This window comes from Streptomyces sp. SCL15-4 (assembly GCF_033366695.1).
Classification (GTDB): Bacteria; Actinomycetota; Actinomycetes; order Streptomycetales; family Streptomycetaceae; genus Streptomyces.
Map to the genome: position 1 here is coordinate 6,062,352 of NZ_JAOBTQ010000001.1, position 23,023 is coordinate 6,085,374.

Genomic DNA, 23,023 nt, shown 5'->3' on the forward strand with positions numbered 1-23,023 from the left:
CGGCACATCCAGAAGCACCGACGCAGAAGATCCTGACACCGGGGTAATCCGTGAAAAAGCTCTCCGCACGACGACGCCATCCGCTGGCGGCGGTCGTCGTCCTACTCCTCGCGCTGGCGGCCACTGGGGGGCTGTACGCCGCGTTCGCACCCGCGGGCAAGGCGCAGGCCGATGAATCCTCCCAGTCCCTGACCATCAAGGAGGGCAAGAAGCTCTACGAGGTCGGCTGCGCCAGCTGCCACGGCACCGGTGGCCAGGGCTCATCCGACGGCCCGAGCCTCGTCGGCGTCGGCGCCGCGGCCGTCGACTTCCAGGTCGGCACCGGCCGTATGCCCGCCGCGACCTCGCAGGGCGCCCAGGTCCCGCGCAAGAAGCCCATCTACACGCAGGCCCAGATCGACCAGCTCGCCGCGTACGTCGCGTCGCTGGGCGCCGGCCCGAGCGTGCCCACCAAGCAGCAGTACGGCCCCGACGGCGCGGACATCGCCAAGGGCGGCGAGCTGTTCCGCACCAACTGCGCGCAGTGCCACAACTTCACCGGCAAGGGCGGTGCCCTGACCAGGGGCAAGTTCGCCCCGACGCTGGAGGGTGTCGCTCCGAAGCACATCTACGAGGCCATGCAGACCGGCCCGCAGAACATGCCGTCCTTCCCCGACACCACGATGTCGGAGAAGAACAAGAAGGACATCATCGCGTACCTGAACGCGGTCAACGGTGACAAGACGGAGAACCCGGGTGGTCTGGAGCTGGGCGGCCTCGGGCCGGTCAGCGAGGGCCTGTTCGGCTGGATCTTCGGCCTCGGCACGCTGATCGCGGTCGCCGTCTGGGTCGCCGCTCGGACCGCAAAGGCCAAGAAGTCATGAGTAGCCAAGACATTCCTGAAGAGAACCTGCCCGCTGAGCAGGACCACGCACACGGCGCGGTAGCGACCGCGGACGAGGAGAACCCGTTCGCGGACCCGGGTCTGCCGCCCCACGAGCACCGGATCCAGGACATCGACGAGCGGGCCGCGAAGCGGTCCGAGCGCGCGGTGGCGTTCCTGTTCACGGTGTCGATGCTGGCCACCATCGGCTTCATCGTCGCCTACCTGGCGATCCCGAACGACAAGTCGATCTTCGTCTTCCCGATCGGGCACCTGAGCGCGATGAACTTCGCGCTCGGCCTGACGCTGGGTGTGGCGCTGTTCTGCATCGGCGCGGGCGCGGTCCACTGGGCCCGCACGCTGATGTCGGACGTGGAGGTCGCCGACGACCGGCATCCGATCGAGGCGTCGCCGGAGGTCCGGGCGAAGGTCCACGCGGACTTCCGCCAGGGTGCCGCGGAGTCCGGCTTCGGCCGCCGCAAGCTGGTCCGCAACACCATGTTCGGCGCGATGGCGCTGGTGCCGCTCTCCGGCGTGATGCTGCTCGGCGGTCTGGGTCCGGCGCCGAAGACGAAGCTGCGGCACACGATGTGGGCCAAGGGCAAGCGCCTGGTCAACATGAACACCAACCAGCCGCTGCGTCCCGAGGACGTGGCCGTCGGCTCGCTGACCTTCGCCATGCCCGACGGTATGTCGGAGCACGACGAGGACTTCCAGAACGAGATTGCCAAGGCGGCCCTGATGATCGTCCGGCTCCAGCCGGCCGACATCAAGGACAAGCGCGAACTCGACTGGTCGCACCAGGGCATCGTCGCCTACTCGAAGATCTGCACCCACGTGGGCTGCCCGATCTCGCTGTACGAGCAGCAGACGCACCACGTGCTGTGCCCGTGCCACCAGTCCACCTTCGACCTCACCGACGGCGCCCGAGTGATCTTCGGCCCCGCCGGCCACGCTCTGCCGCAGCTGCGGATCGGCGTGGACAGTGAGGGTTACCTCCAGGCGCTCGGCGACTTCGAGGAGCCCGTCGGTCCTGCTTTCTGGGAGCGCGGATGAGTACTGCACCGAACGAAACGCCTTCATCCGCCGCCGCGGCGGGCCGCTCTCGCGGGAAGGCACCGGCCGGCGAGCGCGTCGCCGACTGGGCCGACGGCCGGCTCGGGATCTACTCCCTGGCCAAGGCCAACATGCGCAAAATCTTCCCCGACCACTGGTCGTTCATGCTGGGCGAAGTGTGCATGTACAGCTTCATCATCATCATCCTGACGGGTGTCTATCTGACGCTGTTCTTCCACCCGTCGATGAACGAGGTGGAGTACCACGGCAGCTACGTCCCGCTCCAGGGACAGCTGATGTCCGAGGCGTTCAACTCGACCCTGCACATCTCCTTCGACGTGCGCGGTGGTCTGCTCATCCGGCAGATCCACCACTGGGGCGCGGTGGTCTTCCTCGCCGGCATGTTCGTGCACATGATGCGCGTGTTCTTCACCGGCGCGTTCCGCAAGCCGCGTGAGGTCAACTGGCTGTTCGGCTTCCTGCTGTTCGTCCTCGGCATGTTCACCGGCTTCACCGGCTACTCGCTCCCGGACGACCTGCTCTCCGGCACCGGTGTCCGCATCGCCGAGGGTCTCGTGCTGTCGATGCCGATCGTCGGCACGTACATCTCGTTCTTCCTCTTCGGCGGCGAGTTCCCCGGTCACGACTTCGTGGCCCGGTTCTACTCGATCCACATCCTGCTGCTGCCGGGCATCATGCTGGGCCTGATGGTGGCCCACCTGATCCTGGTCTTCTACCACAAGCACACGCAGTTCGCGGGTCCCGGCAAGACCGAGAAGAACGTCGTCGGCATGCCGCTGCTGCCGGTCTACATGGCCAAGGCCGGAGGCTTCTTCTTCCTGGTCTTCGGTGTCCTCGCGATGCTGGCCGCGGTCGCGCAGATCAACCCGATCTGGGCGATGGGCCCCTACCGTCCGGACCAGGTGTCCACCGGCGCCCAGCCCGACTGGTACATGGGCTTCTCCGAGGGCTTCGTGCGAGTGATGCCGGGCTGGGAGATCAACGTCGCGGGCCACACGCTGGTCCTCGGTGTGCTCATCCCGCTGATCGTCTTCGGTCTGATGCTGGTCTCGATCGCGGTCTACCCGTTCATCGAGTCCTGGATCACCGGCGACAAGCGCGAGCACCACATCCTGGACCGTCCGCGCAACGCCCCGACGCGTACCGCTCTCGGCGTCGCCTGGCTGATGTTCTTCGCGGTGGCCATGCTGGGCGGCGGCAACGACCTGTGGGCGACGCACTTCCACCTGTCGGTCAACGCCGTCACCTACTTCGTCCGGGTCTTCCTGTTCGCCGGTCCGGTCCTCGCGTACATCGTCACCAAGCGGATCTGCCTCGGCCTCCAGCGCCGGGACCGCGAAAAGGTGCTGCACGGCCGCGAGACCGGCATCATCAAGCGGCTGCCGCACGGTGAGTTCATCGAGGTGCACGAGCCGCTCAGCCAGGAGCAGCTGCACACGCTCACCGCGCACGAGCAGTACGCCCCGGCCGAGATCGGCCCGGCGGTCGACGAGAACGGCGTCGAGCGCAAGCTGCCGGCCTCGCAGAAGCTGCGGGCCAAGCTGTCGCACGCCTACTACGGCGAGAACGCCCAGATCCCGAAGCCGAGGGTCGAGGAGTACAAGGAGATCACGAGCGGCCACGGCCACCACTGATCTGCCGTTACTGAACGCCACGAAGGCGGCCCCGCGGACCCGGTCCGCGGGGCCGCTCTTTTGTGTACGCGATGTGTCCGGGGTTATCTACCCGTTATCCAGCTGTCGCTGGATCGACGCTATGATCACACTGTCGTGATCTTGAGCCGGGGCCAGAAGCCCGCACGGGCCGCCCACGGCGTGATAATGGGGGAGACACTGATGGCAGATCCTGCCGAGCCCGAATTCTTCTTCGATCCGACCGATCCCGGTTTCCGTCGGAACCCCTACCCGGTCTACGCGAAGCTCCGCGACGAGCACCCCGTCCTGGCGGGCCCGCTCAACTCCTGGGTGGTCAGCCGCTACGAGGACGTCGAGGCCCTGCTGCGCGACCGCCGGCTCGGCAAGGACCTCGGAGGTACCCAGTTCTTCGCCCAGGTGGCCGGCGGTCCCGACGAGGAGCCGCCGCCGTTCCTGGGGCTCGGCCTGGACGGCTGGGACGCCAACCTCTTCCGGCTGCTGGACCCGCCGGACCACACCAAGCTGCGCAACCTCGTCGCCGCGCCGTTCACCCCCTCCGCGGTGGAGGCGCTGATCAAGTCGGTCACCGCGGTCGTGGACGACCTGCTGGCGGACCTGCCCGAGCGGTTCGACGTCATGGAGGTGCTGGCCTCCCAGCTGCCCGTGCGCGTGCTCGGCGACATGATGGGCATCAACCGCGAGGACCAGAAGCTCCTCGCCGCCTGGTCGACGGAGATCGCGCACATCCTGGAGCTGGGCGCCGCGCCGTCGGAGGACGTGGCGATCGCCTGCCAGCGCGCGGTGGCGCAGTGCACCGAGTACTTCGTCAAGGTGCTCCAGGAGCGCGAGGGCGGCGACGGCACCGACCTGATCACCGAGCTGACCCGGGCCGGCGAGACCATCGAGGGCCTGACGATCCACCAGATCGCCGCGGTGTGCGTGCTGCTCATCGTGCCGGGCCTGGACACCTTCGCCAACCTCATCGGCAACGCCGCGGTCATCCTGGCCGAGCACCCGGACGTGCTGGAGCGGCTCGCCGCCGACTCCTCCCTCGCGGACGACGTGCTGGACGAGGTGCTGCGCCTGGAGCCGCCCACGCACGCCTCCTGGCGTGTGGTCAACGAGCCGATCACCCTGCACGGCCGGACCATGGAGGCCGGTGCCGTGGTGCTGCTGATGCTGGCCGCGGCCAACCGGGACGAGCGGACCTTCGAGAACCCCGACACCCTGGCCCTCGGCGCGCACGGCCGCAAGCACCTGTCGTTCGGCCGCGGTATCCACTACTGCCTCGGCGACAACCTCTCCCGGCTGATGGCCAAGGAGGCGCTGATCGGGCTCGCCAAGCGCTGCGCCTCGATCAAGCCGGACGACGACGAGGTGGTGCTGAAGCCCGGCCTGTGGCTGCGCGGCCCGGCCCGGCTCCCCGTCACCACGACTCCCAGGGTTGGCTGACTGATGACCACGGAAACCTCCGGCAGTGCCGCGACGGAGCCGATCCTGCTCGAACTCGTCGACGAGGAGGGCCGCACGATCGGCGTCGCCGAGAAGCTCTCGGCGCACCAGGCGCCCGGTCATCTGCACCGCGCCTTCTCGGTCTTCCTGTTCGACACCGAGGGCCGCATGCTGCTCCAGCAGCGAGCCCTGACCAAATACCACTCGCCGGGCGTGTGGTCCAACACCTGCTGCGGTCATCCGTACCCGGACGAGCCCGCGCAGGAGGCGGCGGCCCGCCGGGTCGGCGAGGAGCTGGGCCTGCACGGCATCCCGCTCCAGCCGGCCGGCACCGTCACCTACGAGCACCCGGACGAGATCTCCGGCCTGGTCGAGAAGGAGTACAACCACCTCTTCGTCGGCCTGGTGCGGGACACCCCGCGACCGGACCCGTCCGAGATCCACGACTACCGGTTCGTGACCCCCGAGGAGCTGGCCGCGCTGCGCGCCGGGACCAGCTTCTCGGCCTGGTTCCCCACCGTCCTGGACGCGGCCCTGCCGGGCGTACGGCGTGTCGCGCCGGGCGGCGGCTGGTGAGCTGAACCCCGGCACACGAAAGAGCCGCTGCCGACGGGAGACCGTCGGCAGCGGCTCTTTCGCTGTCCGGTGTGCGGGCCTAGGCCAGAGCGCGCAGCACGCTGTCGTTGGCGTCGGTGTCGCCGACGGTGAGGCGGACGCCCTCGCCGGCGTAGACGCGGGCGTGGACGCCCTCGCCCTCCAGAGCGGCACGGATGTCCTCGGCCCGCTCCGGTTCGTCCAGCCACAGGAAGTTGGTGTGGCTCGGCAGCACCTTCCAGCCCCCGCGGGCCAGCCCGCCGGCAAGCCGCTCGCGCTCGCCGACGATGAGGGCGATCCGCTCCTCCAGTTCCGGCTGGGCGCGCAGGGAGGTCTCCACCGCGACCGCCGAGAGCGTGCTCAGGGCGTACGGAAGCTGGTACCGGCCGATCCTCGCGGCCCACTGAGGCGACGTCACGCCGTACCCGACGCGCATGTTGGCCAGCCCCCAGGCCTTGGAGAACGTGCGCAGCACCAGCAGGTTCGGGAACTCCCGCACCCAGCGCAGCGAGTCCGTACGGCCGGACGGGGCGACGAACTCGATGTACGCCTCGTCCAGGACCACCAGGACGTGCTCGGGGACCCGGCCGATGAACTCCTTCAGGTCATCCCCGGGGACCAGCTGGCCGGTCGGGTTGTGCGGGTTGCACACGATGACCGCGTCCGCGTCCTGGACCGCCTTCTCCAGGGCGTCGAGGTCCTGGTGCCCGCCCGGGAGCAGCGGCACCTCCAGGGCGCGGGCCCCGACCATGTCGGCGAGCAGGGGATAGGCGTCGAAGTTGCGCCACCCGTATGCCAGCCCCCCGCCGGCGGACACACTGGCCTGCAGCGCCTGGAGCGCCACGCCGACGGAACCCGCGCCGAGGACGACCTGCTCACCGGGCAGTCCCAGCCAGTCGGCGACGATCCCGCGCAGCCGCTCGGGATAGAACTCCGGGTACCGGTTGACCGCACCGGCGTGCCTGGCGATCTCGGCGGCGACGGAGTCGAGCGGCGGCAGCGGGTGTTCGTTGAGGGTGAGCCGATGCGGCTGGGGCATCAGCCGACGCCCACCGACGTGAGCAGGTCGCGCGCGTCCTGGAGCGTGGACTCGACGCCGAGTTCGTTGCCGTTCAGCGTCGGGGTGCCGAACTGCCGCTCCAGGGCCACGATGAATTCGACGACGCCCATCGAGTCCACGCCGGCGTCTTTGAACGACGCGCCCTCGAAAAGGCGGTCGGTGGACTGCGGGAACCGCTCGTCGAGCAGCGCCTTCAGGTTCTGGTCGATGGTGTTCATGATTCTCTTCTCTGTGGAGGGTGCCGTCAGTCGGCGATCACCGTGAGGCCGCCGGGCCAGGTGAGGAGCGCCGAGCCCCAGGTCAGACCGCCGCCGAAGCCGGTGAGGACCACCGACTCGCCCGCCCGCAGCCGCCCGTCGGCCGCACCCGCGGCGAGCGCGAGCGGGATGGAGGCGGCCACGGTGTTGCCGACCTGTTCGATGTTCTTCACGACGCGCTCGGCGGGCAGCCCGAGTTCCCGGGCGCAGGTGTCGAGGATCCTGACGTTCGCCTGGTGCGGGACCAGGTGGGCGACGTCCTCGGGGGCCAGCGCGGCGGCGTCCAGGACCTTGCGCACCGATCCGGTCATGTACCGCACGGCCCGGGTGAAGACCTGCGGGCCGTCCATGTGGAAGTACGCGTCGCCCGGTGCGGCCCCGGCACCGCTCAGCCGCTGCTCGGAGCCTCCGCCCGGCACCGTGATGAGGTCCACGCCCTCGCCGTCGCTGCCCAGGTCGAAGCCGAGGAGGGCTCCCTGCTCGGTCCGGTCGCCGGCGCGCAGCACGACCGCGCCGGCGCCGTCACCGAAGATCACCCGGGTGGTGCGGTCGCTCGGATCGAGGATGGTGGAGAAGGTGTCCGCGCCGACCACCAGGACGCTGTCCGCCATCTGTCCGGCGATCAGCCCCGCCGCGGTGGCCAGCGCGTACACGAAGCCCGTGCACACCGCGGCCACGTCGAAGGCGCCGGTCCCGGACAGCCCGAGCGCGGAGGCGACCACCGGGGCGGTCGCGGGGCAGGGACGGTCCGGGGTGCTCGTGGCGACGATGACGACGTCGACGCGGTCGGTGCCGGCCGACTTCAGCGCCCGGCGCGCCGCCTCGGTGGCGAGGTGCCCGGTGCTCATGCCCGGCGACGCGATGTGCCGCCGGGCGATGCCGGTGCGGGTCCGGATCCACTCGTCGGAGGTGTCCAGCTCCGAGGAGAGCATGTCGTTGGTGACCACCTGCGGCGGGAGCCAGGTGCCCAGGCCGCTCAGGATCGCCCCGCGGGTCATGCCTCGGTGCCCCGGTACGGCGGCCGGATGCGGTAACCGGCGCGGGTGGCCTGCTGGTTGGCCTTGCGGGCCCGGACGATGGCCTTGGCGGTGCGCGGGATCATCCGGCCCGAGACGAAGTCGAGGCCGCGCCGCGGGCTCTTGAAGAACGCGTAGTCGTCCTTGATCAGCTCCGGGAACATGGAGTCGTGCGTCTGGATGTCGGTCTCCATGAAGATCCGCGCCGTCGGGTGCAGCGTCTGCGGCCAGGAGCGGCCGGCGTCCAGGTGCCCCCGGGCGATGTCGATCTCGAACTGGATCAGCTCGCGCAGGGAGTCGCTGATGTAACCGCTGCCGATCTGGCGGTCGAGGTCCGCCCGGGTCAGGTTGAAGCGGGCGAGGTGGTCCAGCGGGAGGTACAGCCGGCCGAGGTCCAGGTCCTCACGGACGTCCCAGATGAAGTCCAGCAGCTGGAAGGCCGTGATGGTGTGCCGGCACAGCTCCTCGGCGTCCTCGCTCAGCGGCTCGAAGATCTGGTTGATCCAGATCGCGGGCAGCAGCGTGACCGTCTCCAGGAAGTCGTCCAGCTCCTCCTCGTTCGCGTACTCGTACGTCGTCAGGGCCTTGCGGTGGCCGTCGACGAACTCGGGCACGCGCAGGTAGGGCAGGTCCCAGGTGCGCAGGGTGTGGACCAGGGCGCGGGCCAGCGCGGCGTCCGTCTGCTCCGACAGCGACAGCGGCTGGTCGCTTCGCAGCTCCTCGCCCTTGGCGATGGCCAGGTAGGTGCGCTGCCACTCGTCCAGCCGGCGGGCCCGGACGTCGACGCTGAGGTTGATGTCGTCGGCCAGGTCGTCGATGTAGCAGACGAACGAGAAGAAGGTGTCGAAGTAGGGCCGCTTGGCCGGGTGCATCATGTAGCGGCCGAGGAAGCGGCCCCGGCCGATCTTGCGGAACAGCTGGGAGCTCGCGATGTAGTCGGCGCGCAGCCCGGAGTCCGTGATACCTGCGAGGTCCAGCTCTTGCACTGTCATGTGATTTCTTTCCGATGGGGTCCGCGCGTCCCCGCCGGCCCGCACGGCCGCGTGCGGCGGCGGGAGGTGTCGCGGGAACGCGCGGACGAAGGCGTACGGAGGGCGACGCGTCAGAGAGCGCTGCCGGTCATCTCGTACGAGACGGCGGCCTGTCGCTGCCTGGGCACCGACACGGTGGGGGCGTCGGCGGGCAGGAAGGAGGCGAAGGGCGGCTCCTCCTCCACGGTGAGCCGGAGTTCCAGGACCCCGGGCAGGTGCGCGTGGCGCCGGTACTCGTCCAGCTGCCGGGCCAGCTCGGCGGCGGTCCCGGCGCTCCCGACCCACAGCCGGTCCGGGCCGCCGAGACCGCGCGCCACCGTGCACACGTCGACGGGCGTGTAGTCCACGGCGGTGATCCGGGAGTCGAAGAACCGCTGCTGGCGCGTGGCGCACATGCCGTGCATGCCGTTGTTGAAGACGACGTAGAGGATGGGCAGCCCCAGCTCCACGGCGGTGTGCGCCTCCAGGCCGCTCATCAGGAACGCGCCGTCACCGCAGAACACCACGGTCCGGGTGCCCTCCGGCGAGCCCAGCTGCGCGCCGACCGCGGCACCGACGCTGTAGCCCATGCCGCCCATGCCCAGCGCGATGGTGGAGGAGGAGCCGGCCGGGACGCTCCCGTAGTGCATGGAGGCGACGGCGCAGTTGCCGGCGTCGTACAGCAGGTGCCCGTCGCGGGGCAGGTGGTCCTGGAGCAGCCGGACGGCCTCGCTCTGCAGCAGCGCGTCCTCGTCCGTCCGTCCGGTGCGGCCCGGGACGGGGACGGCGGGCCGGGCCACGAAGCGGGTCAGCTCGTAGCCGGTGACCGGCGGGGCCGTGAAGGGCCGCTCGGCGCGCAGCCGTTCCAGCAGCCGGAACACCTCGCCGATGTCCCCGCGGACCGTGGTGTCGGCGAGGCGGGAGCGCTCGATCTCACCGAGGTCGATGTTGACCGCGCCGGTGCGCGCCGGGTCCCAGTCGCCCAGCGCCCGCCGGGTCATCATGGCCAGTCCCGTGCCGACCAGGACCACGAAGTCCGACTTGGCCACGTACTCGGCCGCCGAGGGATGGCCGCCCTCGCCGACGACGCCCAGGTACAGGTCGCTGTCGTTCGGGAACTCGCCGCGCGCGCCCATGGTGGTCACCACCGGGATGCCGGTCCGCTCGGCGAAGACGCGCACCGCCTCCGGGTCGCAGGAACGGCGGTTGCCGTGACCGACCAGCAGCACCGGGGAACCGGCCTCGCGCAGCCGGGCGAAGAGGGCGGAGACGTCCTCCTCGGGCAGCGGTTCGGGCTCGATGAAGGCCCCGAGGTGGTCCGGCCAGTCGGCCGGGAGGTCGCCGACCTCGAGTTCGTAGGCGTCCCGGGGGAGCAGCAGGGCCACCGGGCCCTTGCGCCCGCTCAGGCAGGTGGTGATGGCGTCGCGCAGCAGGTCCCAGAAGCCCTCCGCGCCGGTGACCCGGACGGCCTTCTTGGTGATGGCCCGCAGCATCGCCAGACCGTCCACGGTCCGGCCGATTCCCGAGGCGTCCTGGAAGGAGCCCCGGCCGTCCAGTGCGGCCGGCGGCTGCCCGACCAGCGCGAGGACCGGCACCGACTCGGCGTGCGACTCCGCCAGCCCGGCCACCAGGTTCATCATCCCGCCGCCGGAGGTCGAACAGCACACCCCCAGCGTGCGGTGCACCCGGGCGCGGGCGTCCGCCATGAACGCCGCCCCGTCCTCCCGCTTCGCCAGCACCGACGTCAGACGGCCCTGACCGAGCCTTTCGATCGCATCGTGGACGTGCTCGATGTTCGCGCCACTGACTCCGAATACGTACCTGGTGTCCAGATCGCGCAGAACCGTGACCAAGGCATCGGCCAGCCGCATTAATCCCCCATGTGTGGCGTGTGCTTCGTCGTGGAGCTGAAGGGGGCGGCCGAGGCCGCCCCGCAGCGGGCTCAGGCCTTGTCGGCGCCGAAGCGGTGCTCCAGGATCCGCTTGAGGTTGCCCATCTCGATGCTGTGGCCGGCGTGGAAGACGGGCCAGATGTCACCGACCCAGACGCGGTCGGTGCGCGCCCGGCCCTCGGCGATGTAGTCCGGGACGTTCTCCGTCGCGCGGTCGTAGTACGGGTGCTTGCAGTTGGTCCACAGCACCACGGTGCCCGGCTTGTCGAGCACCTTCGACGAGTCGATGATGGTCATGTAGTAGCGCATCCACAGCTCGTGGCCCTGGTCCCAGGCGCACGGGTAGACCACGAGACCGTGCTCGGGGCCCTTCTGCGCCTCGGCGCGGATGTAGATGTCCGTGTTCGGCTGGATCATCTCGTCCGCGCGGTACAGACCGCCGCCGAGGTGCTTCATGTTGCGGATGCTGTACGTCCACTCCTCCAGGGAGCGGGCGTTGGCGGCGTACTCGAAGACGATGTCGTAGGGGACGTTGATGTGCTCGGCGAGGGAACAGTACTGACCGAAGATCTCGCTGTGGTCGTACGTCTCCTTCGTCCGGCTCTCCATGAGCTTCATCATGTCGTCCATGCCGGTGTTCTCGTTCCACACCAGGTCCAGGCCCTCGAGGTCGGACCGGTCCAGGACGTAGTTCTGAGCAAGACCGGACTCGTCGGGAACGCGCGCGGACATAGTTCTCCTCATGCAGTGGGTAAGGGAATGAACGAAAGGAAAGGAAAGGGAAGGAAGGAGGGGGAACGGGCAGGCGGGGGTGCCCGGGAAGGTCAGTTCCAGCGCCAGACCATGGAACCGACGAGTTCTCCGCCGTGCGAGAAGGTCGCGAACGCGATGAGATCGCCGGGCGAGATCATCTTCTTGTCGAGGGCGTCGGCGAAAGTCACCGGAAGAGTGCCCTGGAACATGTTGCCGTAGGTGCCGAGCGTGTCGTGCGCCCGGGAATCGTCGAATCCGCAGCGCTTGCGCCACTCGGCGACGTATTTCTCGTTCGGCTGGTGGGTGATCAGGAAGGCGATGTCCTTGTTCTCCACACCGGCCTTCTCCAGCGCGATGTCGACCGCCTGGGGAAGCTGCTCCATGGTGATGGTGTACAGACGCGCCAGCATGGACTGGTCGAACTTCACGGTGAGCGCACCGGAGCCCGCCGACCAGTAGGGGATCTCCATGCCGTCGACGGTGTCCGGCTCCACCTTGAGCGCTCCCCAGTTCTCCCCGAAGGCCTGCTCGTGGATGGAGAGGATGGTGGGCTCGCCGCCGGCCGTGACGAGGGTGGCGGACGCGCCGTCACCGAGCACCCGGGACTCGGGGGCCTGCTGGAACTCCTCGAGCCGGGAGACGAAGTTGGTGACCGTGACCACCGCGACCGTGCGGTACTGGCCCGAGTCGATGAAGGCCCGGGCGGTGTTGATGGAGGAGATCCAGGAGCAGCAGCCGTTGTCGACCTGCAGTACGGCCGCCTTGGTGGCGCCGACCGCGTACTGGATGGCCGTGCCGACACCGGGCGAGAAGGCGTCGTTCAGCTGGGAGGCGCAGATGATGAGATCAACGTCCTCGGCCTGTACGCCGTTTCGCTCCAGCAGCTTCTCAAGTGCCTTCGTGCCCAGCTGGGCTGACGTGTAGTCGGGCCAGGCGAAGCGCCGCTCGTGCACGCCCGCGAAGAACGCGTGGTCGCCGAGATCGCCGCCCTCGCTTGACAGCTCGCTGTTCCGGACCACCCGCTCCGGCATGAAATTAACCACGTCGACAATGCGAGTTTGTGACACGAATTTTTCCCCGTCTTTGTACTGATGCTGCCCGCGGAAATGCCGATCGGACATACGTCGGGGCCCCGAGAGAACAATGAAAGCTCGTTGACCGGCCCCGCTTCCCCCGTCGTGTGCGCAGGCGACGGAGGGGAATTCCCTTGCGCAGTGAGAACGAAAATCACCTTATGATCACGACGATAACGGAACGATACCGGCAAGGTAACCAGATGATAACGTTCGGTCAGCTGTTTGGCCGAATCCCGCCATATCGCAGCGAGTTGATGATCCGTCGGGTTGCGCGGTACGGCCGATTTACCGCAGTGGGCGGCTAAACGTGAGCTATCTAACGCCGATTCGCCGTTGGCCGGATTACGGGGTGGCGGAACGGGGGTCGGCCGGGCGGCGCCGGACCCGGTCGCAGGGCGGTTCGCGCGGCCCGCGCGGACCTGGCGGAGGACGGCCGGACGGGCGGTTCCGGCCCTCGTGTTCGAAACACCCCCGGCCGGAGTAATGGCCCGGCTATCCGGACAATCTGCGTAGTACGGTGTGAATACACCAAACCACGGCGGTCTGGAGCACTATGGGAAACCGGGACATGCCGGAAGGGCGCCCGCCTGCCGAGCAGCCCGCCGGCGCGGGTGTGCACGGTGCCGTCTTGGTGGCCGACGAGGAGAATCCGTTCGCGGACCCCGGACTGCCCCCGCACGAGCACCGGATCCAGGACATCGACGAGCGGGCCGCGAAGCGGTCCGAGCGCGCGGTGGCGCTGCTGTTCACGGTGTCGATGCTGGCCACCATCGGCTTCATCGTCGCCTACCTGGTCATCCCGAACGACAAGTCGATCTTCGTCTTCCCGATCGGGCACCTGAGCGCGATGAACTTCGCGCTCGGCCTGACGCTGGGCGTGGCGCTGTTCTGCATCGGCGCGGGCGCGGTCCACTGGGCCCGCACGCTGATGTCGGACGTGGAGATCGCCGACGACCGGCATCCGATCGAGGCGTCGCCGGAGGTCCGGGCGAAGGTCCACGCGGACTTCCGCCAGGGTGCCGCGGAGTCCGGCTTCGGCCGCCGCAAGCTGATCCGCACCACCATGTTCGGCGCGATGGCGCTGGTGCCGCTCTCCGGCGTGATGCTGCTCGGCGGACTCGGACCGGCACCGGGCACCACGCTGCGCCACACCCTGTGGGCCAAGGGCAAGCGGCTGGTCGACATGAACACCGACCAGCCGCTGCGTCCCGAGGACGTGGTCGTCGGCTCGCTGACCTTCGCCAAGCCCGACGGCCTGGCGGAACGCGCCGAGGACTTCCAGGACGAGATCGCCAAGGCGGCCCTGATGATCGTCCGGCTCCAGCCGGCCGACATCAAGGACAAGCGCGAACTCGACTGGTCGCACCAGGGCATCGTCGCCTACTCGAAGATCTGCACCCACGTGGGCTGCCCGATCTCGCTGTACGAACAGCAGACGCACCACGTGCTGTGCCCCTGCCACCAGTCCACCTTCGACCTCACCGACGGCGCCCGAGTGATCTTCGGCCCCGCCGGCCACGCCCTGCCGCAATTGCGCATCGGCGTGGACAGTGAGGGTTACCTCCAGGCGCTCGGCGACTTCGAGGAGCCCGTCGGTCCTGCTTTCTGGGAGCGCGGATGAGTACTGCACCGACCGAAAACCCTCGCCCCGGCGCGGCCGGCCGTCCTCGCGGGACGGCACCGGCCGGCGAGCGCCTGGCCGACTGGGCCGACGGGCGGCTGGGGCTCTACACCCTGGCCAAGGCCAACCTGCGCAAGATCTTCCCCGACCACTGGTCGTTCATGCTGGGCGAGATCTGCCTCTACTCCTTTCTGATCATCATCCTGACGGGTGTCTTCCTGACGCTGTTCTTCCATCCGTCGATGAACGAGGTGACGTACCACGGCAGCTACGTCCCGCTCCAGGGACAGCTGATGTCCGAGGCGTTCAGCTCGACCCTGCACCTCTCCTTCGACGTGCGCGGCGGCCTGCTCATGCGGCAGATCCACCACTGGGGCGCGGTCGTGTTCATCGCCGGGATGTTCGTGCACATGATGCGCGTGTTCTTCTCCGGCGCGTTCCGCAAGCCGCGTGAACTGAACTGGCTGTTCGGCTTCCTGCTGCTCGTCCTCGGCATGTTCACCGGCTTCACCGGCTACTCGCTCCCGGACGACCTGCTCTCCGGCACCGGTGTCCGCTTCATGGAGGGCGCGATCCTGTCCGTGCCGATCGTCGGCACGTACCTGTCGTTCTTCCTCTTCGGCGGCCAGTTCCCCGGCCACGAGTTCGTGGCCCGCTTCTACACCATCCACATCCTGCTGCTGCCGGGCATCATGCTGGGACTCGTGGTGGCCCACCTGATCCTGGTCTTCTACCACAAGCACACCCAGTTCACGGGCCCCGGCAAGACCGAGAAGAACGTCGTCGGCATGCCGCTGATGCCCGTCTACATGGCCAAGGCCGGAGGCTTCTTCTTCCTGGTCTTCGGCGTCCTCGCGGCCCTCGCCGCCGTCGCGCAGATCAACCCGATCTGGGCGATCGGCCCCTACCGTGCGGACCAGGTGTCCACCGGCGCCCAGCCCGACTGGTACATGGGCATGGCCGAGGGACTGATCCGCGCCATGCCGGGCTGGGAGATCCGCTTCTGGGGCCACACCCTCGTCATGGGCGTGTTCGTCCCGCTGGTCGTGTTCGGCCTGATGCTCGCGGCCATCGCGGTCTACCCGTTCGTCGAGGCGTGGATCACCGGGGACAGGCGCGAGCACCACATCCTGGACCGCCCGCGCAACGCGGCCACCCGCACCGCGTTCGGCGTCGCCTGGCTCACCGTGTACTTCGTGATGCTGATCGGCGGCGGCAACGACATCTTCGCCACCCACTTCCACCTGTCGATCAACGCCGTCACCTGGTTCGTCCGGATCGCCTACTTCGTCGGCCCGGTCATCGCCTTCCTCGTCACCAAGCGGATCTGCCTGGGTCTCCAGCGCCGGGACCGCGACAAGGTGCTGCACGGCCGCGAGACCGGCATCGTCAAGCGGCTCCCGCACGGCGAGTACATCGAGGTGCACGAACCGCTCAGCCAGGAGCAGCTGCACACGCTCACCTCGCACAAGCAGTACACGCCGGCCGAGATCGGCCCGACCGTCGACGAGAACGGCGTCGAGCGCAAGGTGCCGGCCTCGGAGAAGCTGCGCGTGAAACTGTCCCACGCCTACTACGGCGAGGAGAGCCAGATCCCCAAGCCGACCGTCGACGAGTACAAGGAGATCGCGAGCGGCCACGGCCACCACTGATCCCCGTCACGCCGAGGGGCCCCGTCCGGGTCGCGGACGGGGCCCCTCGGCGTGCGTCCGGCTGGATAGGGTGGGGACGACGAGCAGGCATCTGGACAAGGAGCGGCTGATGAGCGCTGTGACCCCCGCTGGAGGCGACACCGCGGCGGGCCGCTCCTGGCCCGTCCTGCTGAACGGTCTGCTGGAGGGCCGGGACCTGGCGGCCGACGACACCGCCTGGGCGATGGACAAGATCATGCGCGGTGAGGCGACCGACGCGCAGATCGCCGGGTTCGCCGTCGCGCTGCGCGCGAAGGGGCAGACGGTCGAGGAGATCACCGGCCTGGTCCGCACGATGTACCGGCACGCGAACGTGATCGAGGTGCCCGGCCGCACCGTCGACATCGTCGGCACCGGCGGCGACGGGGCCAAGACGGTGAACATCTCCACGATGGCCTCGCTCGTCGTCGCCGGCACGGGCGCGAAGGTCGTCAAACACGGCAACCGGGCCGCGTCCTCGGCGTCCGGCTCCTCCGACGTGCTGGAGAAGCTCGGCGTCAACCTCGACCTGACGCCCCGCCGGGTGGCCGAGGTCGCGGAGGAGGCCGGCATCACCTTCTGCTTCGCCGTGAAGTTCCATCCGGCGCTGCGCCATGTCGGTGCCGCGCGCGGGCAGTTGGGCATCCGCACGGTGTTCAACCTGCTCGGTCCGCTGACCAACCCGGCGCAGGTGCGGGCCCAGGCGGTCGGCGTGGCCGTCGCCCGCGAGGCCCCGATCGTCGCGGGCGTGCTCGCCGAACGCGGCAACTCCTCGCTGGTCTTCCGCGGCGACGACGGGCTGGACGAGCTGACCACGACGGCCACGTCCCGGGTCTGGGTGGTGCGCGACGGCAAGGCCGCCGAGGAGCCCTTCGACCCCCGGGACGTCGGCATCGACCTGGTCCCGGTGGAGGCCCTGCGCGGCGGCGACCCGGAGTACAACGCCCAGGTCGCGCGCAGGCTGCTGGACGGCGAGCGGGGCGCCGTACGGGACGCCGTGCTGCTGAACTCCGCGGCGGCGCTGGTGGCCCTGGACCCGACGGACGAGCCGCTCGCCGACCAGATCCGCGCGGGGCTCGTGAAGGCCGCCGAGTCCGTCGACTCCGGCGCGGCGGGCCGCGTGCTGGAGCGCTGGGTGGCGGCCAGCAACGCCTGACCCGGCGCGGCCGGGGACCGTCCCGCGATCCGGACACCGGGTTGCGGGACGGCGATCACTTCACGTACGTTCCTGTACCAGGTCATGAGTGACAGTCATGAGGCCCCGGCCGACTGTCCGGCAACCCTCCGTCCGTGGCGGGGTGCCCCGGGTGAAGACCAGGCCGTGGACAGCAAGGTCCACGGCAAGCGCGGATCCCTCGCACCACCAGGGATCCTGGTCGTCGAGGAGTCTTCCGTGAGCAAGCGAATGCGTTAGGGCCGCAGAGCCCCGCCTCCGCACACCCTTTTCCCTGCTTGTTTCCCTTCCTCGTATTCCTTCACGGGAGTCCGCCATGTCTGTCTCCACCGCTGCCGCCGACCAGTCGCTTTGCACCCCTCTGCCCGTTCTGGGGCGAGATGTCACCGTCCCGCTGGTCACCGGCGGAGAAGTCACCTACGCGGCCCTGGACTACGCGGCCAGCGCCCCCGCCCTCCAGCGCGTCTGGGACGACGTCGCCGCCTACGCCCCGTACTACGGCAGCGTCCACCGCGGGGCCGGCTACCTCTCCCAGCTCTCCACCGACCTGTTCGAGAACGCCCGCGGGACCGTCGCCGAGTTCCTCGACTGCCGGGCCGGCGACCAGGTGGTCTTCACCCGCTCCACCACCGACTCCCTGAACCTGCTGGCCCGGGTGGTCCCGGCCGGCTGCCAGGTCTTCGTCTTCGAGACCGAGCACCACGCCTCCCTGCTGCCCTGGCAGCACGCCGAGGTCACCTACCTCGACGCCCCGCGCACCCCCGGCCAGGCCGTGCAGATCCTGGAGCGGGCCCTCGCCGACCGCGACCCGTACGGCCCCGCCCTGGTCTGCGTCACCGGCGCCTCCAACGTCACCGGCGAGCTGTGGCCGGTGCGCGAACTGGCCGCCGCCGCGCACGCGCACGGCGCCCGGATCGTCCTGGACGCCGCCCAGCTCGCCCCGCACCACCCGGTGTCCGTCGCGGACCTCGACGTCGACTGGATCGCCTTCTCCGGCCACAAGCTGTACGCCCCCTTCGGCTCCGGCGTCCTCGCCGGCCGCGCCGACTGGCTCCGGGCGGCCGAGCCGTACCTCGCGGGCGGCGGCGCCAGCCGCCGGGTGACCCGGCGCGAGGACGGCGGGGTGGACGTCGAGTGGCACGAGAGCGCGGCCCGCCACGAGGCCGGCTCCCCGAACGTCATCGGCGCCTACGCCATCGCCTCCGCCTGCAAGGCCCTCGCCGAGGCCGGCTGGGACACCCTCGTCGCCCGCGAGCGGCACCTGATCGACAAGGTCCGCGCGGGCCTGGCCGAGGTTCCCGAGGTGCGGGTGCTGTCCCTGTTCGGCGACGACGCCCCGCGTGTCGGCGTCCTCTCCTTCGTCGTCCAGGGCTGGAACAGCTCCCACTTCGCCGCCGCGCTCTCCGCCGAGTACGGCATCGGCGTCCGCGACGGCCTCTTCTGCGCCCACCCGCTGGTGCGCACCCTGCTCGGCACCGACCCGGGGACCCAGGGCGAGTGCGGCGCACCGGAGGCGGCGCCCGGCGAGAAGTCCCTCAACGCCATCCGCGTCAGCTTCGGCGCGGGCACTCCCGACGAGCACGTGGAGCGCTTCGTGAACGCCGTCAGGGAACTGGTCCGGGACGGCGCGAAGTGGCGGTACCGCACGGAGGAGGGCCGCTGCGTGCCGGCGGTCTGAGAAGCCCTCCGAAGGAGCACGGGGCCGTACCGGTGAGCGCGGGGCCGTACCGGTACGGCCCCGTCGGCATGGCCGTGCCGGGACCTAGCTGTCCAGGCCGATCGCGAACGCGGCTTCCAGGTCGTGCTGGGAGTAGGTGCGGAACGCCACGTGCGTGTCCGTGGCCTGCACGCCGGGGATCTTGCTGATGCGGCCGGGGATGACCTCGGCGAGGTCCTCGTGCCGGGCGACCCGGACCATGGCGATCAGGTCGTAGGTGCCGGTGACCGAGAAGACCTCGCTCACGCTGTCCAGCGCGGCGATCCGCTCCGCGATCTCGGGGATCCGGTCCACGCTGGTCTTGATCAGAACGATCGCGGTGATCACGGTTGTCTCTCTCCCTCGGTGACCGGAGCCGGTGCGTCCTTCACTCTAGTGGTACGCCCGTAGCGCACCCACGCGTAGCCGAAGCCGAGGCCGAAGCCCACCAGGTGGGCGAGGTAGGCCACCCCCGGCCCGTCGGAGGCGCGCCCGGCCGCCAGCCACTGCAGGGCCGCCCAGCAGGGCAGCACCACCCAGGCCGGGAAGCGCAGCGGCAGGAAGAACAGGAACGGCAGCAGACTGGTCACCCGTGCGCGGGGGAACAGGTACAGAAAGGCTCCGAGGACCGCAGAGACCGCTCCGGAGGCGCCGACCAGCGACTGCCCGGAGGCGGCGTTGGCCACCGCGTAGCCGAGCAGGGCGCCGCAGCCGCAGCCGACGTAGAAGAGAGCGAACTCCACCCGGCCCATCCGTTCCTCGGTCATCGCTCCGAAGACGAAGAGGAAGAGCATGTTGCCGAGCAGGTGCACCCAGCTGCCGTGCACGAACAGCGCGGTGGCCGGGGTCAGCGCGGCCCCGGCCGGCCCGTCGAACAGCTCGGCCGGGACCACGCCCCAGCGCCGGAAGTACGCCCGCTGCGCGGCGAGCAGGGCGTCCCCCGTGCCGTACCCCGGCACCAGCCCGGAGGCCGGGCCGAGGACGAAGAGCACACAGCACAGGGCGATGAGGGCGTACGTCACCGGCGCCGAGGTGTCCCGGACCGCCCTGAAGGTCCTGCCGGCCGCCGTGCTCCTGGAGCTGATCATGACTACAGAGCATGACGTAACGGGACGCAACCCGACAGACCGCCTCGCCGCCGTGAACGGACGGGCGGCGAGCGCCCGGCAGGCCGTAGGGTTACGAGCCACACGCGTCGGGGAGCGGCGCGGACCGACCCGAGAAGGAAGCGAACCAGCGCGATGACGGTTCCCCTGCCGACCGCCACGACCCGGTGGCGCTGCGCCCTCTGCGGCAACCTCACCCGTTTCGACGTGACCCGCTCGTCGAAGGTCGTCGAGTACGTTCACCTCGATCTGGCCGGCGAGCCGACGGTGGAGGAGCGCGAGGTGGTCAGTGAGACCATCGAGTCGGTGCGCTGTCGCTGGTGCAACGCGGTGGACCAGGTGGAACTCGTGGACAGGCCGGGCGCCGGCTCCTGAGCGGAGCGGCCCCCGGAGAGGCTTCTTCCGGTATTGGGGTGTGTGACGGATGGTGGAGACCGCAGGCGGGGGGCCGGGCGACGGCACCGCCGAGGTGCTTGACCGTCCGCTGCCCGACGGCGTGCGCCGGCGGGTCGTGCAGATCGTCTCGGACGGCTTCGGCGGACTGACCCTGGCGGAGCTGCCCGCCCAGCTGAGGCAGTACGCCCGCTTCGCCCCGAATCGCCGGGCCAAGTTCGCCGGGAACGCGATGGCGGCGGCGCTGGAGACCGACGCGCTGTTCCGGCAGCGGATCGGCGAGCGGTTCCGTGAGGCCCAGTCGGAACTGGCCGCGGCCCTCGACTCCGGCTCCCCGCCCCCCGCCGCCGACCCGCTCGACGTGGCGGCGGCGGCCTATGTGCTGCGCCCGGCGGGCTGGGTGAAGCTGGTCACGGCGGCCGGCGAGGAGGCGCAGCGCGCGGACGCCGAGCGGGCCGACGAGGAGAACCGGGCCGAGCTGGAGCGGCTGCGCGCGGAGCTGGCGCAGGCCCGCGACCACACCCGCGCCGAGACCGAACGGCTGCGCGCGGAGCTGGAGACGGCCCGCAGGGAGGCGGAGTCGCTGCACCGCAAGCTGCGGGCCGCGCTCAGCGACGTCAAGCGGGGCGAGGCCGCGCTGCGCAAGGCGTACGGCGAGGTCGACGCCGCGCGCGCCGAGGCGCAGGCGCAGGTGTCGGCGGCGGAGAGCGAGTCCCGGCGGCTCAAGGGCCGCCTGGGCGAGGCCGAGGCGGCGCTGGAGGCCACCCGCCGGGCGGCCCGGGAGGGCCGGAGCGTGGAGGACATGCGGGTGCGGCTGCTGCTCGACACCCTGCTGGACGCCACCCAGGGGCTCAGGCGCGAGCTGGCCCTGCCGCCGGTCTCGGTGCGCCCGGCCGAGACGGTCGACGCGGTGGAGCCGGGCCGGATGACCCCGAAGGACATCGCGGCGCGCGCCCTGTCGGAGAACGACCCGGCCATTCTCGACCAGTTGCTGGCGCTGCCGCAGGTGCATCTGGTCGTCGACGGCTACAACGTGACCAAGACCGGTTATCCCCAGATGCCGCTGGAGAAGCAGCGGCTCAGGCTGCTGGGCCAGCTCTCGGCGCTCGCCGCGCAGACCGGGGCCGAGGTCACCTGTGTCTTCGACGGCGCCGAACTGGCCGCGCCGGTGCTGCTCGCGCCGCCGCGCGGGGTGCGGGTGCTGTTCTCCAAGCCGGGTGTCACCGCCGACGAGCTGATCCGGCAGCTGGTGCGCGCGGAGCCGCCGGGGCGTCCGGTCATCGTCGCCTCCACCGACCGGGAGGTCGCCGACGGGATCGCCAAGGCGGGAGCCCGGCCGGTCGCTTCCGCGGTGCTCCTGAAGCGGCTGTCCTGAACGCCCAACGGACGTAGCCGTTGCCCGAATTGGCGGCATTGTCAGGCGACGTAGGGTCAACCCGATCTCACTACCCGTGAGTTATGTGCAAAGAATGCACGGCCTGACGCGTTTTTTTGCTGTGAGGATTTGAACTGATCACAACTGGGTCACTAGGGTCTGGCTCGAACCTCCGAACGGGTGATCACTCTCAAGAAGGAGTTCTCCCTCCGTGGCGTCCCACCGTCGACCCAAGCAGCCGAGTCGCACCCGCGTGACCGTGCTGACCACCGCAGCCGCCGCTGCCGTCGCGCTCAGCGCGAACGCCGCCAACGCCGCCCCCAGCGAGAAGCTGAGCAAGGACGAGGTGAAGGCGAAGGTCGACAAGCTCTACGAGCAGGCCGAGCAGGCGACCGAGAAGTACAACGGCGCCAAGGAGAAGCAGCAGAAGCTGCAGAAGGAAATCTCCACCATCCAGGACAACGTCGCCCGCGGCCAGGAGGAGCTCAACAAGCTGCGCGACGGCCTCGGTTCGCTGGCCACCGCCCAGTACCGCTCCGGCGGCATCGACGCCTCGGTCCAGCTGTTCCTGTCCTCCGACCCGGACGACTACCTCGACAAGGCGTCCACGCTGGACCAGTTGAGCAGCCAGCAGGTCGACGCGCTGAAGAAGATCCAGGACAAGCAGCGCGAACTGGCCCAGGAGCGGGCCGAGGCCACCGAGAAGCTCAAGGACCTCTCCGCCACCCGCACCGAACTGGGCAACAAGAAGAAGGAAGTCCAGGGCAAGCTCGGCGAGGCCCAGCGGCTGCTGAACACCCTGACCGCCAAGGAGAAGCAGCAGCTCGCCGAGGAGGAGCAGAAGCGCGCCAAGGCAGGGCAGGAGCGCGCCAACCGCTCCACCGGCAGCGAGCGTCCCGACCTCGGCGACGCCCCGCCCGCCTCCGGCCGGGCCCAGGCGGCCTTCTCCGCCGCCCAGACCAGGCTCGGCTCGCCGTACGTCTACGGCGCCACCGGCCCGTCCTCCTTCGACTGCTCGGGCCTGACCTCCTGGGCCTACGCCCAGGCCGGCGTCTCCATCCCGCGCACCTCCGAGGCCCAGTCCCAGATCGGCACGAGGATCACCTCGGTCAACGATCTGAAGGTCGGCGACCTGGTCTTCTTCTTCAACGACCTGCACCACGTCGGCCTGTACGCGGGCAACGGCCAGGTCCTGCACGCCCCGCGCACCGGCACGGTCGTGCGGTACGAGTCCATGAGCACCATCGGCGGCCCGTTCATGTGGGGCGTCCGCGTCTGACATCCCGCGGCACACGGACACGGTGGC

21 protein-coding genes and 1 riboswitch are annotated in these 23,023 nt (G+C 69.9%); of the genes, 12 read left to right on the top strand and 9 right to left on the bottom strand.

Features of this window, described 5'->3' with window-relative positions:
* Positions 1 to 50: 50 nt before the first annotated feature.
* The 5 genes from SCK26_RS27180 to idi all read left to right on the top strand — a co-directional run bounded on the left by SCK26_RS27180 (position 51) and on the right by idi (position 5,601).
* Positions 51 to 863 carry a c-type cytochrome gene (locus tag SCK26_RS27180; protein ID WP_318203959.1) on the top strand — a complete coding sequence of 271 codons (813 nt, stop codon included), beginning with the start codon at positions 51 to 53 and terminating at the stop codon, positions 861 to 863.
* Positions 860 to 1,918, top strand: a complete 1,059-nt coding sequence (locus SCK26_RS27185) for a ubiquinol-cytochrome c reductase iron-sulfur subunit (RefSeq protein ID WP_318203960.1) — start codon at positions 860 to 862, stop codon at positions 1,916 to 1,918. The genes SCK26_RS27180 and SCK26_RS27185 overlap by 4 nt, the downstream gene beginning before the upstream one ends.
* Positions 1,915 to 3,573: a cytochrome b gene (locus SCK26_RS27190; protein WP_318203961.1), complete on the top strand. Its 1,659-nt coding sequence runs from the start codon at positions 1,915 to 1,917 to the stop codon at positions 3,571 to 3,573. The genes SCK26_RS27185 and SCK26_RS27190 overlap by 4 nt, the downstream gene beginning before the upstream one ends.
* Before the next feature lie 201 nt (positions 3,574 to 3,774).
* Positions 3,775 to 5,025: a cytochrome P450 gene (locus tag SCK26_RS27195; protein WP_318203962.1), complete on the top strand. Its 1,251-nt coding sequence runs from the start codon at positions 3,775 to 3,777 to the stop codon at positions 5,023 to 5,025.
* 3 nt (positions 5,026 to 5,028) lie between these two features.
* Complete coding sequence (idi, locus tag SCK26_RS27200; protein WP_318203963.1) at positions 5,029 to 5,601, top strand: isopentenyl-diphosphate Delta-isomerase; 573 nt, start codon at positions 5,029 to 5,031, stop codon at positions 5,599 to 5,601.
* A 79-nt stretch (positions 5,602 to 5,680) separates the two neighbouring features.
* Here the strand turns inward: idi and SCK26_RS27205 are convergent, their stop codons facing one another.
* The 7 genes from SCK26_RS27205 to SCK26_RS27235 form a co-directional block, all read right to left on the bottom strand.
* Positions 5,681 to 6,658 (bottom strand): aminotransferase class I/II-fold pyridoxal phosphate-dependent enzyme, encoded by a 978-nt coding sequence (locus SCK26_RS27205; RefSeq protein ID WP_318203964.1) that lies wholly within the window; start codon positions 6,656 to 6,658, stop codon positions 5,681 to 5,683.
* A complete protein-coding gene (locus SCK26_RS27210; protein WP_318203965.1) occupies positions 6,658 to 6,897 on the bottom strand; it encodes an acyl carrier protein in 240 nt (79 codons plus the stop codon). The genes SCK26_RS27205 and SCK26_RS27210 overlap by 1 nt, the downstream gene beginning before the upstream one ends.
* Positions 6,898 to 6,923: 26 nt before the next feature.
* Positions 6,924 to 7,934 (bottom strand): beta-ketoacyl-ACP synthase III, encoded by a 1,011-nt coding sequence (locus tag SCK26_RS27215; protein ID WP_318203966.1) that lies wholly within the window; start codon positions 7,932 to 7,934, stop codon positions 6,924 to 6,926.
* The gene (locus SCK26_RS27220; RefSeq protein WP_318203967.1) at positions 7,931 to 8,944 is read right to left on the bottom strand and encodes a phytoene/squalene synthase family protein; all 1,014 of its coding nucleotides are present in this window, start codon (positions 8,942 to 8,944) and stop codon (positions 7,931 to 7,933) included. Before SCK26_RS27220 ends, SCK26_RS27215 begins: the two co-directional genes overlap by 4 nt.
* A 110-nt stretch (positions 8,945 to 9,054) precedes the next feature.
* Positions 9,055 to 10,833 carry a thiamine pyrophosphate-binding protein gene (locus SCK26_RS27225; RefSeq protein WP_318203968.1) on the bottom strand — a complete coding sequence of 593 codons (1,779 nt, stop codon included), beginning with the start codon at positions 10,831 to 10,833 and terminating at the stop codon, positions 9,055 to 9,057.
* 71 nt (positions 10,834 to 10,904) lie between these two features.
* Positions 10,905 to 11,585 carry a hypothetical protein gene (locus tag SCK26_RS27230; protein ID WP_318203969.1) on the bottom strand — a complete coding sequence of 227 codons (681 nt, stop codon included), beginning with the start codon at positions 11,583 to 11,585 and terminating at the stop codon, positions 10,905 to 10,907.
* 92 nt (positions 11,586 to 11,677) lie between these two features.
* Positions 11,678 to 12,649 carry a 3-oxoacyl-ACP synthase III family protein gene (locus tag SCK26_RS27235; RefSeq protein WP_318203970.1) on the bottom strand — a complete coding sequence of 324 codons (972 nt, stop codon included), beginning with the start codon at positions 12,647 to 12,649 and terminating at the stop codon, positions 11,678 to 11,680.
* A gap of 586 nt (positions 12,650 to 13,235) precedes the next feature.
* Between SCK26_RS27235 and SCK26_RS27240 the strand changes: the two genes are divergently transcribed.
* The 4 genes from SCK26_RS27240 (at position 13,236) to SCK26_RS27255 (ending at position 18,825) form a co-directional block, all read left to right on the top strand.
* Positions 13,236 to 14,303, top strand: coding sequence for a ubiquinol-cytochrome c reductase iron-sulfur subunit (locus SCK26_RS27240; protein WP_318203971.1), 1,068 nt, complete (start codon positions 13,236 to 13,238; stop codon positions 14,301 to 14,303).
* A complete protein-coding gene (locus tag SCK26_RS27245; RefSeq protein ID WP_318203972.1) occupies positions 14,300 to 15,955 on the top strand; it encodes a ubiquinol-cytochrome c reductase cytochrome b subunit in 1,656 nt (551 codons plus the stop codon). Before SCK26_RS27240 ends, SCK26_RS27245 begins: the two co-directional genes overlap by 4 nt.
* 109 nt (positions 15,956 to 16,064) lie before the next feature.
* Positions 16,065 to 17,129: an anthranilate phosphoribosyltransferase gene (gene trpD, locus SCK26_RS27250; protein WP_318203973.1), complete on the top strand. Its 1,065-nt coding sequence runs from the start codon at positions 16,065 to 16,067 to the stop codon at positions 17,127 to 17,129.
* 80 nt (positions 17,130 to 17,209) lie between these two features.
* Positions 17,210 to 17,326, top strand: a riboswitch (SAM riboswitch).
* Between the two features lie 137 nt (positions 17,327 to 17,463).
* Complete coding sequence (locus SCK26_RS27255; RefSeq protein ID WP_318203974.1) at positions 17,464 to 18,825, top strand: aminotransferase class V-fold PLP-dependent enzyme; 1,362 nt, start codon at positions 17,464 to 17,466, stop codon at positions 18,823 to 18,825.
* Positions 18,826 to 18,909: 84 nt separating this feature from the next.
* Here SCK26_RS27255 and SCK26_RS27260 read toward each other — a convergent pair whose 3' ends face one another.
* Together SCK26_RS27260 and SCK26_RS27265 are read right to left on the bottom strand one after the other, a co-directional pair.
* Complete coding sequence (locus SCK26_RS27260) at positions 18,910 to 19,191, bottom strand: Lrp/AsnC family transcriptional regulator (RefSeq protein WP_318203975.1); 282 nt, start codon at positions 19,189 to 19,191, stop codon at positions 18,910 to 18,912.
* The gene (locus SCK26_RS27265; RefSeq protein ID WP_318203976.1) at positions 19,188 to 19,931 is read right to left on the bottom strand and encodes a rhomboid family intramembrane serine protease; all 744 of its coding nucleotides are present in this window, start codon (positions 19,929 to 19,931) and stop codon (positions 19,188 to 19,190) included. Before SCK26_RS27265 ends, SCK26_RS27260 begins: the two co-directional genes overlap by 4 nt.
* A gap of 153 nt (positions 19,932 to 20,084) precedes the next feature.
* Here SCK26_RS27265 and SCK26_RS27270 point away from each other — a divergent pair, with 153 nt between their 5' ends.
* The 3 genes from SCK26_RS27270 (at position 20,085) to SCK26_RS27280 (ending at position 22,996) form a co-directional block, all read left to right on the top strand.
* Complete coding sequence (locus SCK26_RS27270; protein ID WP_029382693.1) at positions 20,085 to 20,324, top strand: hypothetical protein; 240 nt, start codon at positions 20,085 to 20,087, stop codon at positions 20,322 to 20,324.
* Positions 20,325 to 20,373: 49 nt separating this feature from the next.
* Positions 20,374 to 21,717, top strand: a complete 1,344-nt coding sequence (locus tag SCK26_RS27275; RefSeq protein ID WP_318203977.1) for an NYN domain-containing protein — start codon at positions 20,374 to 20,376, stop codon at positions 21,715 to 21,717.
* Positions 21,718 to 21,928: 211 nt separating this feature from the next.
* On the top strand, positions 21,929 to 22,996 hold the full coding sequence (locus SCK26_RS27280) for a C40 family peptidase (protein WP_318203978.1): 1,068 nt from the start codon (positions 21,929 to 21,931) through the stop codon (positions 22,994 to 22,996).
* Positions 22,997 to 23,023 lie beyond the last annotated feature (27 nt).

What these genes read in the sequence shown, in the direction of transcription:
- SCK26_RS27185 (WP_318203960.1), top strand. Translation starts at nt 860, where the DNA reads ATGAGTAGCCAAGACATTCCTGAAGAGAACCTGCCCGCTGAGCAGGAC.
- SCK26_RS27190 (WP_318203961.1), top strand. Translation starts at nt 1,915, where the DNA reads ATGAGTACTGCACCGAACGAAACGCCTTCATCCGCCGCCGCGGCGGGC.
- SCK26_RS27195 (WP_318203962.1), top strand. Translation starts at nt 3,775, where the DNA reads ATGGCAGATCCTGCCGAGCCCGAATTCTTCTTCGATCCGACCGATCCC.
- idi (WP_318203963.1), top strand. Translation starts at nt 5,029, where the DNA reads ATGACCACGGAAACCTCCGGCAGTGCCGCGACGGAGCCGATCCTGCTC.
- SCK26_RS27205 (WP_318203964.1), bottom strand. Translation starts at nt 6,658, where the DNA reads ATGCCCCAGCCGCATCGGCTCACCCTCAACGAACACCCGCTGCCGCCG.
- SCK26_RS27210 (WP_318203965.1), bottom strand. Translation starts at nt 6,897, where the DNA reads ATGAACACCATCGACCAGAACCTGAAGGCGCTGCTCGACGAGCGGTTC.
- SCK26_RS27215 (WP_318203966.1), bottom strand. Translation starts at nt 7,934, where the DNA reads ATGACCCGCGGGGCGATCCTGAGCGGCCTGGGCACCTGGCTCCCGCCG.
- SCK26_RS27220 (WP_318203967.1), bottom strand. Translation starts at nt 8,944, where the DNA reads ATGACAGTGCAAGAGCTGGACCTCGCAGGTATCACGGACTCCGGGCTG.
- SCK26_RS27225 (WP_318203968.1), bottom strand. Translation starts at nt 10,833, where the DNA reads ATGCGGCTGGCCGATGCCTTGGTCACGGTTCTGCGCGATCTGGACACC.
- SCK26_RS27230 (WP_318203969.1), bottom strand. Translation starts at nt 11,585, where the DNA reads ATGTCCGCGCGCGTTCCCGACGAGTCCGGTCTTGCTCAGAACTACGTC.
- SCK26_RS27240 (WP_318203971.1), top strand. Translation starts at nt 13,236, where the DNA reads ATGGGAAACCGGGACATGCCGGAAGGGCGCCCGCCTGCCGAGCAGCCC.
- SCK26_RS27245 (WP_318203972.1), top strand. Translation starts at nt 14,300, where the DNA reads ATGAGTACTGCACCGACCGAAAACCCTCGCCCCGGCGCGGCCGGCCGT.
- trpD (WP_318203973.1), top strand. Translation starts at nt 16,065, where the DNA reads ATGAGCGCTGTGACCCCCGCTGGAGGCGACACCGCGGCGGGCCGCTCC.
- SCK26_RS27255 (WP_318203974.1), top strand. Translation starts at nt 17,464, where the DNA reads ATGTCTGTCTCCACCGCTGCCGCCGACCAGTCGCTTTGCACCCCTCTG.
- SCK26_RS27265 (WP_318203976.1), bottom strand. Translation starts at nt 19,931, where the DNA reads ATGATCAGCTCCAGGAGCACGGCGGCCGGCAGGACCTTCAGGGCGGTC.
- SCK26_RS27270 (WP_029382693.1), top strand. Translation starts at nt 20,085, where the DNA reads ATGACGGTTCCCCTGCCGACCGCCACGACCCGGTGGCGCTGCGCCCTC.
- SCK26_RS27275 (WP_318203977.1), top strand. Translation starts at nt 20,374, where the DNA reads ATGGTGGAGACCGCAGGCGGGGGGCCGGGCGACGGCACCGCCGAGGTG.